The organism is Kamptonema formosum PCC 6407, from assembly GCF_000332155.1.
In the GTDB taxonomy this organism is placed as follows: Bacteria; Cyanobacteriota; Cyanobacteriia; order Cyanobacteriales; family Microcoleaceae; genus Kamptonema; species Kamptonema formosum.
This window is the reverse complement of record NZ_KB235903.1, coordinates 2250210-2268618: the sequence shown is the minus strand read 5'-3', so window position 1 is coordinate 2268618 and position 18409 is coordinate 2250210. Positions and strand designations below refer to the sequence as shown.

The window sequence follows — 18409 nt, the reverse complement described above, 5'->3', positions numbered from 1 at the left end:
AAACTGATTGAACATACAACTTTTCATCAATTTATCAACAAAAAAAGCCATGAATAATTTTAACAACAATAGTAAGAACACAAGTATTCACATTACTAACTATCAAATTATTGCAACAGTTTATTCAGGAAGTCGCACCATAGTATATCGGGCTATCCAGATCGACAATCGATTACCAGTTGTCATCAAACTGCTAAAAAATGAGTATCCTACCTTTAGCGAACTGGTGCAATTTCGCAATCAATACACCATTGCTAAAAATCTTAACTCACCTCTGTTCGTCCAAACTTATAGCCTGGAACCCTATCAAAATGGCTATGCGTTGGTTATGGAAGACTTTGGCGGTATTTCTCTTCACGAATGGGCTCGGAAAGGTAAAAAATCCCTGCCTTTGAAAGAATTTTTTGAAATAGCGATCGCACTGTCAAATATCTTAGATATACTGTATCGCGATCGCGTCATTCACAAAGACATCAAGCCCAGCAATATCTTAATCAATCCCGAAACCAAACAAGTCAAATTAATCGACTTTAGTATCGCCTCTTTGCTACCGCGAGAAACACAAACGCTGATTAATCCTAATGTTTTAGAAGGGACACTTGCTTATATTTCTCCAGAACAAACCGGGAGAATGAACCGAGGGATTGATTATCGGACTGACTTTTATTCTTTGGGTGTAACTTTCTACGAATTACTGACAGGAGAGTTACCTTTTCAATCAAGCGATGCGATGGAGTTAGTGCATTGTCATATTGCAAAAGCAGCACCATTAGTACATGAAATCAACCCAGAAATCCCATTTGTAATATCAGAAATTGTTAAAAAATTGATGGCAAAAAATGCCGAAGATAGATATCAAAGTGCATTAGGGCTGAAATATGATTTAGAAAAATCTTTAACTCAACTTCAACAAAGCGGTCAAATTGAATGCTTTGAAATCGCTTGTAGAGATGTGTGCGATCGCTTTACCATTCCCGACAAACTTTATGGAAGAGAAACCGAAGTAGAAACTCTATTGCAAGCATTTGAGCGAGTCGCTAACCCCCCTGAATCCCCCCTTGCTAAGGGGGGAAACCCCCCTGAATCCCCCCTTGCTAAGGAGGGAAACCCTCCTGAATCCCCCCTTGCTAAGGAGGGAAACCCTCCTGAATCCCCCCTTGCTAAGGAGGGAAACCCTCCTGAATCCTCCCTTGCTAAGGAGGGAAACCCTCCTGAATCCCCCCTTGCTAAGGGGGGAAATAGGGGGGTAGAAATGATGTTGATAGCAGGTTTTTCGGGAATTGGAAAAACTGCGGTTGTCAATGAAATTCATAAACCAATTGTGCGCCAGCGCGGTTACTTCATTAAAGGAAAATATGACCAATTCCAACGTAATATTCCTTTCAGTGCTTTTGTGCAAGCCTTTCGAGATTTAATGGGGCAATTGTTAACTGAAAGCGAGTCTCAAATCCAGCAATGGCAAAGTAAAATATTAGCAGCAGTTGGGGAAAACGGACAAGTAATTATTGATGTCATTCCCGAATTAGAAAGAATTATTGGTTCACAACCAGCGCCACCCCAATTATCAGGAACAGCAGCGCAAAATCGATTTAATTTATTGTTCCAAAAATTCACCCAAGTTTTTACAACAGCCCAACATCCATTAGTAATATTTTTAGACGATCTACAATGGGCAGATTCAGCATCGCTGAAGTTAATGCAGCTCTTAATCGCTAATACAAGCTATCTTTTCTTAATGGGTGCATATCGTGATAATGAAGTTAACCCGGCACATCCATTAATGCTGGCTTTGACCGAAATAAAAAAAACACAAGCAATAATTAATACGATTACTTTACTACCATTAACTCAAGGGCAAGTGAATCAATTAGTTGCTGATACGCTTAAATGTACAGAAAGTTGGGCAGGTACTCTTTCTCAATTGGTCTATCAAAAAACTCAAGGTAATCCGTTTTTTGCCACCCAGTTTCTCAAGGCATTACATCAAGATAATCTCATTAAATTTGACTTTGGATTAGGCTGTTGGCAATGTGACATTACACAAGTTAATCAGCTTGCACTTACAGATGAAGTTGTGGCATTTATGGCATTACAACTAGGAAAACTACCGACATCAACTCAACAGGTGTTGCAGTTAGCTGCTTGTATTGGCAATCAGTTCGATTTAGCAACTTTGGCAATTGTTTCGGAACAATCCCAAATTGAGACGGCTGCTGCTTTGTGGAAAGCATTACAAGAAGGGTTGATTTTACCAGTTGGTGATGTTTATAAGTTTTATGTTGGGCAAGAAAGTCAAATAGTTACTAAAGAAAACGATCGGATTGTTACATACAAATTTTTACACGATCGCGTCCAACAAGCTGCCTATTCTCTGATTCCAGACGAGCGCAAGCAAGCAACACATCTACAGATAGGTCAACTACTTTTAAGAAATACTGTTTTGGCAGAGCGCGAGGAAATGTTATTCGAGATTGTCAATCAACTAAATCGCGGTCGATACCTATTAAACGATCCAGAAGAACAGGAAAGATTGAGCCACTTAAACTTATTGGCAGGACGAAAAGCTAAAACTTCTACGGCATATACTGCTGCCTGTGAGTATATAATTACTGGCATGGAATTATTGATGGAAGACTGTTGGAATATTCAATATGAATTATGCTTTGCGCTCCACAAAGAACGGGTTGAAGTTGAATATTTGAATGGCAATATTGAAGCATCACAAAGCTGGATCGATCGCACTCTCGAACGGACAAGAACTGCCCTAGAAAAGGCAGAGATTTACAACTTGGCAATTATTCAATATACCCTACGAGCTGAGTATCCAGAAGCTATTGCTGCGGGGATTAAAGCTTTATCCTTGTTCGGTATTGATATTAACGATGAGGATTTTGAGGTGGTACGCGATCGCGAAATTGCCACTGCTCAAGCTATCTTAGAAAGCCGAGGGATTGCTTCTCTCAGCGATCTACCCATGATGACCGATCCTGAGAAAAAAATGGCTACAAAGTTAGCTATTGCTATGGGCCCGCCCACCTATCGATCGCATCAGCGTCTGTGGTCAGTCATTTGTGTCAAGGCTGTTAATTTGTGTTTGCAATATGGTAATACGCCTGAAATAGGCTATATTTACCCAGCCTACGGTGGCCTACGTGGTTATGCTTTAAATAACTATCAAAATACAGGTGAGTTAATCGATTTAACGCTGCAATTAATGCCCAAGTTTAATAATAGTTCGGCTGAAAGTGTAGCCTATTTAATGATTGGTAGTTCTCTCCGCCATTGGTCTCACTCTCTTAAGGTAGCCAGCCAAGATTACCAAAATTCTTATCAAATTGGTTTGGAATCCAGCAATTTACAATATGCGGCTTATGCTTTTGGACACAATATGTACTGTCGTTTTTATCAGGGAGTAGAACTGAAGCAGTTAGAGGCAGAAATTAATCAATCGCTGGCTTTTAGCCAACAGCAAAAAAATCAATGGGCTATCGATTTACTAACTGGTGGTCAAATGCTTGTAGCCAAGTTGATAGGAAGGAAAAATTGGTCGGAAACTATAGAAGATGATTATCTCGAACGCTGCCGAAAACATAAAAACTGGCAAGTTATCTGTATTTATACTATTCTGAAAAGCCAAATACTCTACCTCTGCGATTGCCCAGAATCAGCTTTAGAATCTGCCGAGAAAGCTGAAGCTGAGATTGTTAATGTTGCTCCCCAAGGCTTACTTCCCTACGCCAGACATCGCTTTATCTATGCTCTATTGTTATGCCAAAGTTACGAGCGAATACCACAGGCAAAACAATCGGATCTGTGGCAAAAATTGATAGAATATAAACAGCAATTAGCTGTTTGGGCGCAAAACTGCTCGGAGAATTTTAGCGCTGCCTACGATCTAATTTCAGCAGAAATGGCGCGTATTTCTGGAGATAAATTATTGGCAATTGAACTGTACGATCGCGCGATCGCAGCCGCCAGTCAAAACCAACTTCTACAAGAAGAAGCTCTCGCCAACGAACTAGCAGCTAAATTTTACTTGGAATGGAAGAAAGAAAAAGTAGCTCAAGCCTACATGATTGAGGCCTATTATTGTTATTCACGATGGGGAGCCAAAACTAAAATAGAGGATCTAGAAAAACGCTATCCTAAATTACTCAGTCTTATTAAAAACGAAGCGAGATATGCTAGTACCTTGAATGATACTATTACGCGGGGTAAAATTAGTTTTACTCGCTCTTATAGTAGCGTCTCAGAAGCTCTAGATTTGGCTACTATGCTAAAAGCTTCTCAGGCTATTTCTGGGGAAATTGAACTGAATAAACTTTTAGCTATTGTAATAAAAATAGCGAGCGTAAATGCTGGTGCAACTAAGTGTGTCTTGCTGCTTAAACCTGAGATTGAGTTACGGCTAGCAGCTCTTATGGAAGAGGGACAAGAACCACAGATATTATCATCAATGCCTTTAGCATTAAGTCAGGATGTGGCGCTGAGTTTGGTGAATGCTGTCAAGCATAGTTTGGAAGCGATGGTAGTTGTTGATGCTAGGTTAAATCCTCAGTTTGCAGGCGATCCTTATATTGAACAGTACCAGCCTAAAAGTATTCTTTGTAGTCCAATTATTAATCAAGGACTATTGATTGGTATTTTATATTTAGAAAATAATCTGACCGTTGGAGCGTTTACGAGCGATCGCGTCGAACTACTCAATTTACTCTGCACTCAAGCCGCAATTTCCTTGGAAAATGCCCGACTTTATGAGCGATCGCAACAAACTCTAATTGAACTGCGTGCCAGCGAAGCTCGCTTTCAGAAGCTGACGGATAATTTGCCTGGGCTAATTTATCAGATCCGCCTCGCTGCCGATGGTTCAATTTCAATTCCCTACGTTAGTCCAGGCTGTGCCGATCTCTATGAAGTGCCACCAGAAGAGTTCTTGACAGGAATCAAAGACTTTCGGATGTTGGAGCATCCCGACGATCGCGCAGCCATGACCCAGGCGTTCGTCCATTCTGCCCAGACTCTCATGCCATTTGAGCAGGAATGGCGGATTATTACGACCTCTGGCACTGTGAAATGGGTGCAGGCGGCATCACGACCAGAACAGCAAGCCGATGGCTCGATCGTCTGGGATGGCGTGATGATCGATATTAGCGATCGCAAACTTGCCGAGAAATCTCTCAGACTCAATCAGTTTGCGATCGATCGTTCCAGCATCCCGATCTGGTGGGTTAAACCTAGCGGACAGGTTGCTTATGTTAATGATGCCGCCTGCCGCGATCTCGGCTATTCCCGAACCGAGATTTTGCAAAAATGCGTTGGAGACTTTAACCCAGAACTTTCCTCAGAGGTTTGGGAAAAACATTGGCAGGAGATTAAGGAACAGGGTTCATTTGTCTTTGAGGCTTACAATTTCAACAAATCAGGACATCGTTATCCGGTGGAAGTAACGGTTAATTACCTTGAACTAGATGGCGAAGAATATAACTGTGCGTTTGTGAAAAATATTAGCGATCGCAAACAAGCTGAAGCCGCACTCTACGCATCCCAACAACGCTTGTCGTTGCTAATCCAACAAACGCCAATGGCAGTAATCGAGTGGAGTCCAGACTTTCTGATTCAATCTTGGAACCCAGCCGCTGAAAAGATTTTTGGTTACACAGCAGCGGAAGTAATGGGGCGTTCAGTCGATTTTTTGATTGCAGATGAAACCGTAAAAATTCATTTCGATCTGATTGTGGCACATCTGTTAGCGCAAACAGGAGGCAATCGCAGCACCAATGAAAATATCACAAAAACAGGCGAGAGTATCTTCTGTGATTGGTACAACAATCTTCTAGTCAATGAAGATGGAGATTTAATTGGTATTGCCACGATCGCAATCGACATCACCGATCTCAAACAAGCCGAAAAACAACTGCAAGCATCCCAGCAATTATTAGAACTGGTACTCAATACTATTCCCCATAAAGTGTTCTGGAAAGACTGCAATCTGATCTATCAAGGCAGTAACCGCGCTTTTGCTGAGGTTTTAGGGTTTAGTTCATCCACAGAAGTCGTTGGCAAGTCAGATTACGATCTGTCTTGGACTGCCGAAGAATCAGACTGGTTCCGCCAGTGCGATCGACGGGTGATAGAATCAAATCTGCCCGAACTCGGTATTGTTGAAACGACGCTGCAAGCCGATGGCACAACAGTTTGGGCTGAGACTAGCAAGCTACCGCTACACGATACCACTGGCACAGTCATTGGTGTATTAGGAATTTACCAGGATATTAGCGATCGCAAGCAAGCCGAAACCCTGATCGCCCAAAAATCTCAGGAACTGGAACAAGCCCTCCAAAACTTGCAGCAAACCCAACTGCAAATGATTCAAAGTGAGAAGATGTCAGCATTAGGGAATTTAGTCGCCGGTGTTGCCCACGAAATCAATAATCCGGTGGGTTTCATTGGCGGCAATATTCAACCTGCCCTAGATTACATCAATGATATCTTTGGATTAATAGACCTAATCCAACAAAAATATCCTCAGTTAGACCCAGAAATTCAAGCAGAGATAGAAACTATTGAACTAGACTACATCCGGGAAGATTTACCAAAATTAGTTGACTCCATGCGGGAAGGAATCAAACGAATTCAAGAGATTAGCACTAGCCTGAGAACTTTCTCCCGCGCCGATACCGATTATCCAATCGCTTGCAATATCCACGATGGTATTGATAGCACAATCATGATTCTGAAACATCGCCTCAAAGCCAATGAATCTCGCCCAGAAATTACAGTTATCAAAAACTATGGTAATTTACCGCAAGTAAAATGCTATGCAGGGCAGTTAAATCAGGTATTTATGAATCTTTTTAGTAATGCCATTGATGCCCTAGAAGATTCAAACCAAGGGCGTAAATATGCAGAAATTGCCAATAAAATTACAGTTGATACTGAGTTATCAGCAGATAAAAAACAGGCAATAATTAGGATTAAAGACAATGGTATTGGCATGAGTACAGAGGTTCAGTCCAAGATTTTTGAGCATTTATTTACGACGAAAGGAGTAGGGAAAGGGACGGGATTGGGGTTAGCGATCGCGCGTCAAATAATTGAAGAAAAACATCAGGGAAAAATTACAGTTAGCTCTGTACCTAGTGAGGGTACTGTGTTTGAGATCACTATCCCTGTTAAATAATAAAATATAATTAAATTCACCTGTTATCTAATAGAGGATAAACGAGTTATGCACCCGCGCTCAAATTTTTCAAACTATCAAATCACAGAAGAACTATACGCAGGTACGCGCACCCTCGTCTATCGCGGCATCCGTATTAGTAACCAACAACCCGTTGTCATCAAACTCCTGCGAAACGAATACCCCAGCTTCAATGAAATCATCCAGTTTCGCAACCAATATACCATTGCCAAAAATCTCACGTTTCCTAGTGTTATTCAACCCCTAAGTCTAGAACCATATCGCAATAGCTATGCCTTAGTGATGGAAGACTTTGGCGGAGTCTCCCTATCTACTTATTATCTCAAAACAGCAACAAATGACCGTAAAACAAATAAATATTTACCTTTAGCAGAATTTCTTAACATTGTGATTCGACTGACAGATATTCTCCACTATCTCTACCAAAATTGCGTCATTCACAAAGATATTAAACCTGCTAATATTCTGATTAACCCAGATACCAAGCAAATCAAACTAATTGACTTTAGTATTTCTTCTCTCCTACCCAGAGAAACCCAGGAAATCCAAAATCCTAATGTTTTAGAAGGAACCTTAGCCTATATCTCTCCGGAACAAACCGGGAGAATGAATCGAGGGATTGACTATCGGAGTGATTTTTATTCACTAGGAGTTACACTCTATGAATTATTGACAGGGTCTTTACCATTCGTCTCAGCAGATGCAATGGAATTAGTCCATTGTCATCTTGCTAAACACCCAATACCAATCCATCAAATTAATCCAGAAATTCCCCTAAGTTTATCAGAAATAGTCAGCAAATTAATGGCAAAGAATGCCGAAAACCGCTATCAAACTGCATTAGGAATCAAGCACGACTTAGAGATTTGTTTAGAACAATTACAAACAACAGGTAAGATAGAATCTTTTGAACTTGGCAAGCGAGATATTAGCGATCGCTTTACCATCCCCGATCAACTTTATGGCAGAGAAGCCGAAGTAGAAAACCTGCTAGAAGCATTCGATAGAGTCAGCCAAGGTGCAACAGAAATGATGCTGGTAGCTGGGTTTTCGGGAATTGGGAAAACCGCAGTTGTTAACGAAGTGCATAAACCAATTGTCAGACAACGCGGCTATTTTATTAAAGGTAAATACGACCAATTCAACCGCAACATTCCTTTGAGTGCTTTTGTCCAGGCTTTTCGTGACTTGATGGGGCAATTGCTGAGTGAAAGCGATACTCAACTGTTGCAGTGGAAAGAGAAAATTTTGTCTGCTTTAGGTGAAAATGGGCAAGTTTTAATAGATGTCATCCCCGAACTAGAGCAAATTATCGGCAAACAGCCAGCAGTTCCAGAACTCGGTGGTAGTGCTGCTTTAAACCGCTTCAACTTGTTATTTGGCAAGTTCATAGCCCTGTTCGCTACACAGCAGCATCCTCTGGTAATGTTCCTTGATGACTTGCAGTGGGCAGATTCCGCTTCACTAAGCTTGATGCAAGTGTTGATGAGTCAAAGCCAGATATGTTATCTGCTGATTGGGGCATACCGAGATAACGAAGTCTTTCCGGCTCATCCCTTAATGCTGACATTAGAGGAGATGAAGAAAGACTCAGCAACCATCAGCACTCTAACTCTGGCTCCTTTAAGTCAATCTCATATCAATCTTTTGGTTGCCGACACCGTCAGTTGTTCCACAATCACAGCGCAACCTTTGAGTGAGTTAGTCTATCAAAAAACCCAAGGCAACCCGTTCTTTGCTACCCAATTTCTCAAAGCTTTGCATCAGGATAGCTACATTGCTTATGACTTCAATGTAGGATATTGGCAGTGCGATATTGCAGCAGTGAAATTGCTCTCGCTCACTGATAATGTAGTCGAGTTCATGGCAATGCAATTGCAAAAGTTGCCCGATACAACCCAAAATGTCCTCAAACTTGCTGCCTGTATTGGCGCTCAATTTGATTTAGAGACATTGGCTATAGTTTCAGAATTTTCTTCAATCGAAGCCGCAACAGCATTGTGGAAAGCCTTGCAAGAAGGCTTGATTTTACCCACCAGTCAGATTTACAAGTTTTTTCTGGGTACACAACACTCACAGGCAGAGGATACAGTTAATCCAAGCTATCGATTTTTACACGATCGCGTCCAACAAGCTGCCTATTCTCTGATTCCCGATGACCAAAAACAGGCAACTCATCTGTCGATTGGTCAACTCTTGCATGACAATATTTCTGAAACTGAGCTAGAAAAGCATATTTTTGAGATTGTCAACCACTGGAATCAGGCGATCGCCCTCGTCCTTGACTCGGCTAACAAAGATCGTCTTGCCCAACTCAACTCAATTGCTGGGCGCAAAGCCAAAGCCTCTAGTGCCTATGAACCTGCCCTCAAGTATTTCAACACAGGTCTAACGCTTCTGTCTGAGCAAACCTGGCAGACTCAACCCAACCTGACCCTGGCGTTGCATGAAGGTGCGGCAGAAGCAGCTTGTCTCTGCGGCAATTTTGCCGAAATGGAGCAGCGAGTCAGCGAGATTTTAGCTCAAAAACTCCATCCGCTCGATCGGGTCACAGCTTACGAAATTAAAATTGATACCTATACGACCCAGAATCGACCTCAAGAAGCGATCGCCATCGCTCACACTGCCCTGAAGCAATTCCACATTTACCTGCCAAAACAACCCACTGAAGCAGGGATTGCTACAGAACTAGAAGAAGTTGCTGACCTGCTGCACAACAAAACGACTCACGATCTGCTCAATTTGCCAGAAATGACAGAGGCAGAATCACTGGCAGCAATGCAGCTACTATCCAGCTTAATGCCAGTAGCTCACGTCTCTGCTCCCTTGCTGCTTCCCTTTGTGATTATAGCTTCGGTGAAACTATCGCTGCAAAAAGGAAATGCTGCCCTATCTGCTTATGCCTACAGTTGCTATGCCACCCTATTGAGCAGCATTGTAGAAGATGTTGATGCTGCTTATGCCTTTGCACAGCTAGGGTTGCAAATCGTTGAAAACTTGAATGCACGACGTATCCGGTCAAAAGTTAGTTTCGTCGTGGCAGCATTTATTGTGCATTGCAAATCTCACCTCCGTGAAAGTTTACCCCTTTTTAGAGAAGCGTTTCAGGTCGGGCTAGAGGTGGGCGATATTGTCCATGCTAGCTCCAGTGTGGCATGGTTCTATCAATCTGCTTATTTGAGCGGTCAACACTTAGGCACTCTGGTTTCAGAAGCAGATCCTTATATCACTGCACTGCTGAAGCTCAATATAGTTACTGCCTCAAACTATAGCTATCTTGCTTTAGCTGCGATCCAGAGACTACAAGGAACGCAAAGCCAGACCGAGTTGGATGCCCAGACCGCACAACTCTATACCACGCTGACAGCCGCAAACGATCTACTCGGGCTGCATTTCTACTGGGTTTATCATCTAACGGCGTTCTATCTGTTCAATGAAATCGCTCAGGCTGTGCAGGCAGCAGATGAAGCCCGTCAAACCCTGGCAGCAGGATTGGGTTTCTTCACAATCCCAACGTTTTACTTCTACGATTCGCTCACAGCACTCGCCGCTTATCCCGAAGCAACCGATAAAGCGGCGTTGCTCGATCGCATCTGGGCCAATCAGACCAAACTCTATCATCGGGCCCAGCACGCGCCTATGAACTTTCAGCACAAATATGATTTGGTGGCAGCCGAGCGCTGTCGAGTATTGGGCAATAAAACTGAGGCGATCGACCTGTACGATCGCGCCATCTCCCTCGCTAGAGCCAACGACTATATCCAGGAAGCAGCACTAGCCAATGAACTCGCCGCCAAATTCTACCTCGACTGGGGCAAAGAACGCATTGCTGGGGAATATGCGATCGAAGCCTACTACGGCTATGCCCACTGGGGAGCCAAAGCCAAAGTTGTTGACCTGGAAACTCGCTACCCGCAACTACTTAGACCTATATTAGAGCAAACCCGTTCGACTCTCTCCACTCACGAAACTCTGTTCACGTTGGGTGGTGTCACCTCCAGCAGTTCGGCCATATCCAGTAGTAATGTTTCTCTGGCTTTAGATTTAGCTACTATTCTCAAAGCTTCTCATACTATTTCCGCTGAAATCGAACTGGAAAATCTACTTTCATCGTTGATGACGATCGTCATCGAAAATGCGGGGGCTGATAAATGCGTGTTAATGCTCTTGCGAGACTCGCACCTGTTAATCAAAGGGTCAATTACCACAGGTTCAAAGCCAGTTGTCTTGCAGCGTATTCCCATTGAAGATAGCCAGGACATTCCCCACAGACTGATTTACAAAGTCTTGCATGACAAGCAAACTGCTGTGCTGGTGAATGCAAGTGCCGATCGCACCTTAGCCAATGACCCCTATATCATCCGTCAGCAGCCCAAAAGTATCTTGTGTAGCCCGATTTTGCATCAAGGTAAGTTGATGGGCATTTTATATCTAGAAAATAATTTAGCGACGGGAGCATTTACAAGCGATCGCGTCGAACTCCTCAACCTACTCTGCGCCCAAGCCGCCATTTCTCTAGAAAATGCCCAACTTTATGAACGTTCTCAGGAATATGCCCAACAGTTAGAGCGATCGCTTGATGATTTACAACAAGCCCAATTACAAATCATTCAAGGTGAAAAAATGTCCGCCTTGGGTAACTTAGTAGCTGGTGTCGCTCACGAAATTAATAACCCCGTTGGTTTCCTTGGTGGCAATATTCAACCTGCCCTAGATTACATCAATGATTTGTTTGAATTGATTGACTTATATCAACAAAAACAGCCAGAGGCTGATATTGAAGAGAAAATATACACCATCGATCTTGACTATATCCGGGAAGACCTCCCAAAATTAGTTGGTTCCATGCGAGAAGGGGTAAAACGAATTGCCGATATCAGCACGAGTTTGCGAACTTTCTCCCGCGCCGATACAGATCGTTCCATTCCCTGCAATATCCATGATGGGATTGATAGCACCATTATGATCCTGAAACATCGCCTCAAAGCTAATGAAAATCGCCCAGAAATACAAGTGGTTAAAGAGTATGGTAATTTACCTAAAATTGAATGTTATGCGGGACAGTTAAATCAGGTATTTATGAATTTATTGAGCAATGCTATTGATGCCTTAGAAGACTCAAATCAAGGGTACAAGTATGCAGAAATTCCCAATAAAATTACTGTTAAAACTGAGTTATCAGAGGATAAAAAACAGGCAATAATTCGGATTGCAGATAATGGAATTGGGATGAGTGAAGAGGTACAGGCGAAGATTTTTGAGCATTTATTTACTACCAAGGGAGTAGGGAAAGGTACGGGTTTGGGGTTAGCGATCGCGCGGCAAATTATTGAGGAAAAACACCAAGGTAGCATCAGCGTTCATTCGGAAAATGGTGTCGGCACAGAGTTTATTATTTCTATTCCTATCCAATAATAGCAATATTTTAGGATACCCGTTAGAGTACAAAGTTTTGGCCTGCTTACAAAGAGCGATTACCGAAGCTAATTGAACAATATTATCAATAATACAGTTACTTTAAGCAGGCGATCGCAGACAGTTCTTACTAACCCTTATTCACATTAAATTCACAATTTATACATATCCTTATAATTAAAAAAGTGATCTCGATCAATTGTCGTTAAAGAACATCAGAGTATTCTAGAAGTTGAGTTAGTAGTCGATCGGGGAGCCCATTTGTATAGACGACTAACAGTTTAAGTACGCAGAGAATTTCTGATCCAGCCACTCAAATAAAAATCACTATCCCAGCAAATCAGAGAAAATCACCATGAATCTAAGTGGATATCAACTTAACACGGAATTGTACAACGGCTCGAGGACGGTTGTTTATCGAGGGCAAAGGGAAGCAGATTCTTTACCAGTAGTAATTAAATTCTTGAAAAATCCCTATCCCAGCTTTAGCGAAGTGTTACAATTTCGCAATCAATATACGATCTCTAAAAATCTCCATTCACCCCTCATCGTTCCAATCTATACCCTAGAACCATATCAAAATAGTTATGCCTTGGTAATGGAAGACTTTGGGGGAATTTCTTTGCGGGATTATTTCCGTGTGGGAGAAAAGTTATCTGCTGACTCGCTGCCAGAATTTTTGCAGATAGCGATCGCCGTCGGCAATGCTTTAGATGTTCTTTATCAAAATCGCATTATCCATAAAGATATTAAACCCAGCAATATCTTAATCAATCCCATCACTAAACAAGTTAAATTAATTGATTTTAGCATTGCGTCATTACTACCGAGAGAAACCCAAACCCCGATCCATCCAAATGTCTTAGAAGGCACGCTGGCTTACATATCCCCAGAACAAACTGGGAGAATGAACCGAGGGATTGACTACCGGACAGATCTTTACTCGCTGGGTGTAACTTTCTTTGAATTACTCACAGGTGAGTTATCGTTTGCCTCTAATGATGCAATGAAATTAGTACATTGCCATCTTGCCAAATTTCCGCCATTGGTACATGAAATTAATCCGCAAATTCCCCCTGTCTTCTCAGAAATAGTCAGCAAGTTGATGGCAAAAAATGCGGAAGATAGATATCAGAGTGCATTAGGATTGAATTTTGATTTAGAAAAATGTTTAACTCAGTTAAAAGAAACTGGTGAAATTAGAAACTTTGAGATTGCGAGTAGGGATGTGTGCGATCGCTTCATCATTCCAGATCAACTTTATGGACGAGACACAGAAATTAAAACCCTCCTAGAAGCCTTTGATAGAGTCAGTCAAGGTGCAACAGAAATAATTCTGGTGGCTGGTTTTTCGGGAATTGGTAAAACCGCAGTTATCAACGAAGTCCATAAACCCATTGTTCGACAACAGGGTTATTTTATCAAAGGCAAATATGACCAATTTAATCGCAATATTCCCTTCAGTGCCTTTCTGCAAGCCTTCCGCGATTTAATGGGACAATTATTATCAGAATCAGACGAGCAATTACAAACATGGAAAACCAAAATTTTAGCAGCAGTGGGAGATAACGGACAAGTATTAATTAACGTAATTCCTGAATTAGAAAACATCATTGGCAAACAGCCACCAGCGACAGAATTATCAGGCAGTGCTGCACAAAATCGGTTTAATTTACTATTGCCCAAATTTGTACAAGTTTTCACCAGTAAAGAGCATCCATTAGTGATGTTTTTAGATGACTTGCAATGGTCAGATTCCGCTTCCTTGAACTTGCTGAAATTATTGATGCAAGATACAGAATATCTCTTAATATTAGGAACTTATCGGGATAATGAAGTTTCTCCCGTTCATCCCTTCATGTTAAAAGTAGATGAAATTGTCAAAACTGGGGCGACAGTGAAGACAATTACTTTGACACCACTGGGAAAATCTGAGGTGAATCAGTTAGTGGCAGATACGCTGAATTGCGAATTATCTATTGCCCAACCTTTAAGCAAATTAGTCTATCAAAAAGCCCAAGGAAATCCTTTCTTTGCGACGCAATTCCTCAAAGCTTTACACGATGACAAGTTAATAAGTTTTAATTGGGATATTCAGCATTGGCAGTGCGATCTTGCTCAAGTTAAAGCCTTAGCAATCACCGATGATGTGGTAGAGTTTATGGCATTGCGATTAGAGAAATTGTCGATAGAAACTCAGGAAATTCTGAAGTTAGCGGCTTGTATTGGGGCTGAATTTGATTTGAATACCTTGGTAATTGTGAGTGAAAAATCGGCAGAAAAGACGGCTACAGCTTTATGGAAAGCATTGCAAGAAGGGTTAATAATTCCGAAAACAAAAGTCTATAAATTCTTTACTCAATCGGATAGCGATCGAGTTTTCAAAGCTTCGGCAAATCCGACTTATCGATTTTTGCACGATCGAGTGCAGCAAGCCGCTTACTCTCTCATTCCTGAGACTTGGAGACAAGCAACTCACTTCCAAATTGGCAAACTTCTGCTTGCTAATGTTTCACCAGAAGAACAAGGCAGCAAAATTTTTGCCATCGTCAATCACTTAAATGAGGGCTTTGAACTTCATCAAAGTCACGAAGAACGTTCAGAACTTTTACACCTAAACTGTATTGCGGGGAGAAGGGCTAAAGAGTCTACTGCCTATGGGGTTGCTGTTAACTACTTTACGGTAGCTGAACATTTATTACCTCCAGATAGTTGGCAGCAATGCTATGAAAAGTCCTTAGACGTTTATTTCAATCTAGCAGAAGTGAAGTATTTGTCTGGAGATTTTCACTCTTCTCTAGCCATTATTAAAGCGATATCTAGCTTTGCGAGACGACAAATTGAAAGAGCTGAAGCGTTTAACCTTGCAATTCTGATGTTCACATTGCAAGGTCAGTATCTCCAAGCGCTTCACTATGGACAAAAGGCATTGTCTTGTTTGAATTTTGATTTATCAGAAATAGATTTACCAGAGAAACTAGAATCTTACCAACGTGAGATTCAATTGAAATTAGCGAATCGCCAGCCAGAGCAGCTAGTCGATGAACCAGAGGCTACCGATCCAGAGAAATGCCTAATTATCAAAATTCTGAATAATTTAATCGTACCCGTTTATGTTCTACAGAAGGGAGAGCTATACTTTTTCGTCGCGTTATCGATGGTTTCAGTATCTCTCAACTTTGGCGTGATAGCTGAATCAGGAAACGGATTTTCAGCCTATGGAATGTATCTGGGATATTATCAAAGTGACTATCAATCTGGCTATGAATATGGAGTACTTGCAGAAAGTTTAGCCAAACGATTCAGGCAAGCAGATAATCTATGCAAAGCTTGCTATATGCTTGGGAATAATCTTCTTTCCTGGGTACGTCCCTTGCGTTGCTCAATGCCTATTTTTGATGAAGGATTAGTGGCTGGGCTAGAGTCTGGAGAAATGGTTTACTCAGGTAATCTTTTGATGTACAAGCTGCTCAATTCATTTTATGCAGGAGACAGCGTATTAGAAGTTCAGCAAAATCTTCCTGAATATTTAGAGTTTTCTGCCAAGAAACTTAACTATCAACTTGCCGTGGATGTCATCTCTGGATTAAACATTTGGCTTGCTGAACTTACAGCTAGTCCTGCTGAGGATATTCCGACTGAGCAGCAGCATCTTGAGGCCTGTAGGATCAACAACAGCGACTATGCAATTTGTCACTATTTGCTCCTAAAAACTAAGATTTTATGTTTTTACGGGCGCTATGAGGAGGCAGTGGAATCATCTCGGGGGGCTGAATATCTCGTTGGTACAATTACGGGAAAATATCAGGTTGCAGCGATCAATTTCTATCAATCTATTGCTCTAGCAGAATACTGTCGAACTCATTCTCTAGGTTTAGACAATAATAGTTACATCCAAAAAGTTAAATCAAACCAAGTGCAACTGAGTCTATGGGTAGCTAGCTGTCCTGAAAACTTTGCTCATAAGTACGATCTCGTGAATGCAGTCTTAAGCGTTTTATCAGGACAGAAAACAGAAGCCATTGAACTGTTTGATCGCGCTATTTGCGGTGCTAAAGAAAACGACTATATCCAAGAAGAAGCCCTCGCCAACGAACTAGCCGCAAAATTTTACCTTGACTGGGGGAAACAGCGCATAGCCCAAGAATACATGATTGAAGCATATTATGGTTATGCCCGTTGGGATGCCAAAGCCAAAGTCGCTGATTTAGAAAAACGCTATCCCCAATTACTCGCCCCGATATTACAGCAAAGTTGTTCGCTCATTTCCAATAACGAAACTATCTTTCCTTTGGGGACTGTGACATCCACAAGTGCGGCTATATCCGGCAGTACCAGTTTCTCAGATACCCTAGATTTAAAAGCAATTCTCAAAGCTACCCAAACTCTCTCTGGGGAAATCGAAATGGAAAAACTGCTGGTATCATTGCTTTCTATTATTATTGAGAATGGAGGGGCTGATAAATGTGTCTTTATGCTGTTACGAGACGATCGTCTGCTGATCAAAGGGTTAATTACTGAAAGTTCGGAACCAGTGGTGTTACAACAGATACCTGTGGAAGAAAGTGAGGAAATTCCCCTGAAACTGATTTACAAAGTGCAGCATAACCAGCAAACGGTTGTCTTGATTAATGCTAGTAACGATCCGAGCTTCGCTAATGACCCCTATATTATCCGTCAACAGCCTTTGAGTATTTTGTGCAGCCCGATTTTGCATCAAGGTAAGTTACTGGGTATTTTATATCTAGAAAATAATTTAGCCAAGGGAGTATTTACAAGCGATCGCGTCGAGATCCTCAATCTACTTTGCGCTCAAGCTGCTATCTCCCTAGAAAATGCCCGACTCTATCAAAGTTCTCAGGAATCTGCCCAACAATTAAAGCGATCGCTTGATGATTTACAACAAGCCCAATTACAAATCATTCAAGGTGAAAAAATGTCCGCCTTGGGAAATTTAGTAGCTGGTGTCGCTCACGAAATTAATAACCCAGTTGGTTTCCTAGGTGGCAATATTCAACCTGCTCTAGATTACATCAATGATTTATTTGGATTAATCGATATAGTTCAAGAAAAACACCCACAATTACATCCAGAAGTTCAAGAGGAAATAGAAGCTATCGATCTTGAGTATATCCGGGAAGACCTACCCAAATTAGTTGGCTCTATGCGGGAAGGAGTCAAACGAATTGCTGATATTAGCACGAGTTTACGAACTTTCTCCCGTGCAGATACTAACCATCCGGTGGCTTGCAATATTCACGATGGGATTGATAGTACCATTATGATTCTCAAACATCGCCTCAAGGCTAACGAACATCGTCCCGAAATTAAAGTGGTTAAAGACTATGGCAATTTATCCCAAATTGAATGTTATGCCGGACAATTAAATCAGGTATTTATGAATTTGTTGAGCAATGCAATTGATGCTGTAGAAGACTCAAACCGAGGGCGTAAATTTGCAGAAATTGCCAATGAAATTACGGTGAAAACTGAGCTATCAGAGGATAAAAAACAGGCGATAATTAGGATTAAAGACAATGGGAGTGGTATGAGCGCACAGGTGCAATCGAAGATTTTTGACCATTTATTTACGACGAAGGAAGTCGGAAAAGGGACGGGATTGGGGTTAGCGATCGCCCGGCAGATCGTTGTAGAAAAACATCAGGGTACTATAGAAGTTGAGTCAACGATTGGTTGCGGAACTGAGTTTTGTATCCGGCTGCCAGTTTCACCATATACAGACGATTAAAGCTAGCATCTCAAGTAAAAATCATCTAAAAATCACCATTACAC

Annotated in this window: 3 protein-coding genes; all 3 read left to right on the top strand. The window is 41.6% G+C overall.

Annotated features, from left to right (window positions below; translation table 11 throughout):
* The first annotated feature begins 49 nt into the window (after window positions 1-49).
* The 3 genes from OSCIL6407_RS37110 to OSCIL6407_RS0114910 all read left to right on the top strand — a co-directional run bounded on the left by OSCIL6407_RS37110 (window position 50) and on the right by OSCIL6407_RS0114910 (window position 18365).
* Window positions 50-7180 carry a PAS domain S-box protein gene (locus OSCIL6407_RS37110; RefSeq protein ID WP_019487386.1) on the top strand — a complete coding sequence of 2377 codons (7131 nt, stop codon included), beginning with the start codon at window positions 50-52 and terminating at the stop codon, window positions 7178-7180.
* A gap of 48 nt (window positions 7181-7228) precedes the next feature.
* Window positions 7229-12616: a trifunctional serine/threonine-protein kinase/ATP-binding protein/sensor histidine kinase gene (locus tag OSCIL6407_RS0114915; RefSeq protein WP_007357397.1), complete on the top strand. Its 5388-nt coding sequence runs from the start codon at window positions 7229-7231 to the stop codon at window positions 12614-12616.
* 355 nt (window positions 12617-12971) lie between these two features.
* Window positions 12972-18365: a trifunctional serine/threonine-protein kinase/ATP-binding protein/sensor histidine kinase gene (locus tag OSCIL6407_RS0114910; RefSeq protein ID WP_019487385.1), complete on the top strand. Its 5394-nt coding sequence runs from the start codon at window positions 12972-12974 to the stop codon at window positions 18363-18365.
* The last annotated feature ends 44 nt before the right edge of the window (window positions 18366-18409 follow it).

Excerpts from the sequence above, each read along its gene's own strand:
- OSCIL6407_RS37110 (WP_019487386.1), top strand. The coding sequence starts at position 50 with ATGAATAATTTTAACAACAATAGTAAGAACACAAGTATTCACATTACT.
- OSCIL6407_RS0114910 (WP_019487385.1), top strand. The coding sequence starts at position 12,972 with ATGAATCTAAGTGGATATCAACTTAACACGGAATTGTACAACGGCTCG.
- OSCIL6407_RS0114915 (WP_007357397.1), top strand. The coding sequence starts at position 7,229 with ATGCACCCGCGCTCAAATTTTTCAAACTATCAAATCACAGAAGAACTA.